The 2,820-nt window shown below is 72.2% G+C and carries 1 protein-coding gene and 1 pseudogene; both read right to left on the bottom strand.

Features of this window, described 5'->3' with window-relative positions; translation table 11 throughout:
- A pseudogene (locus ACFWUZ_RS36215) lies at positions 1-1,904 on the bottom strand (type I polyketide synthase); the annotation flags it as partial.
- Between the two features lie 82 nt (positions 1,905-1,986).
- The coding region (locus tag ACFWUZ_RS36210; RefSeq protein ID WP_384382369.1) for a beta-ketoacyl reductase at positions 1,987-2,820 on the bottom strand (834 nt) is incomplete at its 5' end.

Genomic DNA, 2,820 nt, shown 5'->3' with positions numbered 1-2,820 from the left:
ACTTCGAGGGCGAAGAGGGCGGGCTGGGTGTAGCCGGTCTCGTCCAGCCCCTCCCCACTGGCGATGACCTCGGCGATCGGCCGGTCCAGGAGCGGATCGAGGTGTGCGGCGACGGCGTCGAAGGCTTCGGCGTAGGCGGGGAAGGCCTCGTACAGTTCCTGGCCCATGCCGGTGCGCTGCGCACCCTGACCGGTGAACAGGAACGCCGTCTTCCCGGAGGTGACCGAACCGGTCACCACACCCACCGCACCGGTCTCCGACGACGCCAGCGCGGCCACCCCGTCGAGCAGCGCCTGCGCGTCCGCACCGACCACGACGGCCCGGTGGTCGAACGCCGTACGCCGGGCGAGCAGCGACCAGCCCGTGTCCTGGACCTCCTGCTCCGGGCCCGCCGCAAGGAACTCCCGCAGCCGGGCCGCCTGCCCGCGCAGCGCGTCCGGCGTCTTCGCCGACAGCAGCCACGGCACGACGGGCGGCGGTGACGCGGCAGCAGGAGTGTCCTCGGCCTCGACGGCTTCCGTGGCCGGGGCCTGCTCGATCACCACATGGGCGTTGGTCCCGCCGAAACCGAAGGAGGAGATGCCGGCGCGGCGGGGGGCGCCGGTGCGGGGCCAGTCGCGGGCGTCGGTGAGCAGTTCGAGGCCGCTGGTCTCCCAGTCGATGTGCTGGGACGGTTCGTCGGCGTGGAGGGTCTTGGGCAGGATGCCGTGCTGGATGGCCTGGACCATCTTGATGATGCCGCCGACGCCGGCGGCGGCCTGGCTGTGTCCGATGTTGGACTTCAGGGAGCCGAGGTAGAGGGGGCGGTCCTCGGGCCGGTCCTGGCCGTAGGTGGCCAGGAGTGCCTGCGCCTCGATCGGGTCGCCGAGGGTGGTGCCGGTGCCGTGGGCCTCGACGGCGTCGACGTCGGAGGTCTGGAGTCCGGCGTTGGCGAGGGCCTGGCGGATCACGCGTTCCTGGGAGGGGCCGTTGGGGGCGGTGAGGCCGTTGCTCGCGCCGTCCTGGTTGACGGCGGTACCGCGTACGACGGCCAGGACGCGGTGGCCGTTGCGCTCGGCGTCGGAGAGCCGCTCGACGAGCAGCAGCCCGACCCCCTCCGCCCACCCCGTACCGTCGGCCTTCTCGGAGAAGGACTTGCAGCGGCCGTCCGAGGCGAGCCCGCGCAGCCGGGAGAACTCGACGAACGCCGTCGGCGTCGACATCACGGCCGCGCCGCCCGCCAGCGCGAGGTCGCACTCCCCCGAACGCAGCGCGTTCGCCGCCATGTGCAGCGCCACCAGCGACGACGAGCACGCCGTGTCGACCGTGACCGTCGGACCCTCCAGACCGAACGTGTACGCCAGCCGGCCCGAGGCGATGCTGCCCGCGCTCCCGCTGAACAGGTACCCCTCGTTGCCCTCGGCCGGGAGGTGAGGACGCGAGCCGTAGTCGTTGTACATCAGGCCGGTGAAGACGCCCGTACGGCTGCCGCGCAGCGACGCCGGCGCGATGCCCGCCCGCTCCAGGGCCTCCCAGGTGGTTTCGAGGAGCAGCCGCTGCTGCGGGTCGACGGCGAGCGCCTCACGCGGCGACATCCCGAAGAACTCCGGGTCGAAGAGGTCGGCTTCGTGCAGGAACCCGCCCTCACGGGAGTACGACGTACCCGGCGCGTCCGGGTCGGGGTCGTACAGGGCCTCCAGGTCCCAGCCGCGATTGACCGGGAAGCCGCTGACCGCGTCCACGCCGTCCGAGACCAGCCGCCACAGGTCCTCCGGCGAGGACACCCCGCCCGGATAGCGGCAGGCCATCCCGACGATCGCGATCGGCTCCTGTGCCTTGTCCTCGACTTCGCGCAGCCGCTTGCGCGCGTCCCGCGCGTCGGCGATGGCCCGCTTGAGGTAGTCCCGGAGTTCTTGCTCGTTAGCCACGGTGATCTCAGCTCCCCGTCGTGGTGTGGCCCGATGGGCGGTGTGTCGTTGGTGATTCGAGAGGCGGATCGAGAGCGGATCAGTCGAGTTCGTCGACGAGGGCGAACAGTTCCTCGTCACTCGCCGCGCTCAGATCGCGGTCCGCGTCGTCTTCCGCTTCGGATGCCTTGGTGCCACCTGCTACGGCGGCGATGTCCAGCAGTTCGCGCAGCTGGGCGGTGATGCGGTCGTGCGCGTCCGGATCACCGGCCGCGTCCTGGATCGCCGACTTCAGCCGGTCCAGGTCGCCGAGCACCGGGGCGGCCGCGGACACGTCCACGACGGTCAGCTGCTCCCGCAGGTGCGCCGCGAGCGCGACCGGGTTGGGGTAGTCGAAGACCAGGGTGGTGGGCAGCCGCAGGCCCGTCGCGATGCCCAGCTGGTTACGGAGTTCGACCGCGGTGAGCGAGTCGAACCCCAGCTCCTGGAAGGCACGGTCGGTGTCGACGGCACTGTGGTCGGAGTGCCCGAGGACCCCGGCCACATGGGTGCGTACGAGATCGACGAGCGCCTGGCCGCGCTCCTCCTCGGACAGCGCGCCGAGCCGCTCGGCCAGCGAAGGACCGCTGTCCGTGCCGGAGCCGGCCGAGGCGGCACTGCGGCGCCGCGCCGCCGGGGCGAGGCCCCGCAACACCCCTTCTGCCCGCTTGCGCAGGGCCTCGGTATCCACCCGCGTGACGGCGAGGACGGCCTTGCCGGTGGCCGGCGCCGCGTCGAACAGATCCATGGCGTCGGCGGAGGACAGCGGCAGCAGCCCGAGCCGCGCCAGCCGTCGGCGGTCGACGTCGTCGAGTTGTCCGCTGATGGTGCTGGTCTGGTTCCACAGGCCCCAGGCGAGGGAGGTGGCGGGGAGTCCTTGGGTGTGGCGGTGGTG

Origin of the sequence: Streptomyces sp. NPDC058646, from assembly GCF_042716875.1 — a bacterium.
Taxonomy (GTDB): domain Bacteria; phylum Actinomycetota; class Actinomycetes; order Streptomycetales; family Streptomycetaceae; genus Streptomyces.
This window is presented reverse-complemented; position numbering and strand designations above follow the sequence as displayed.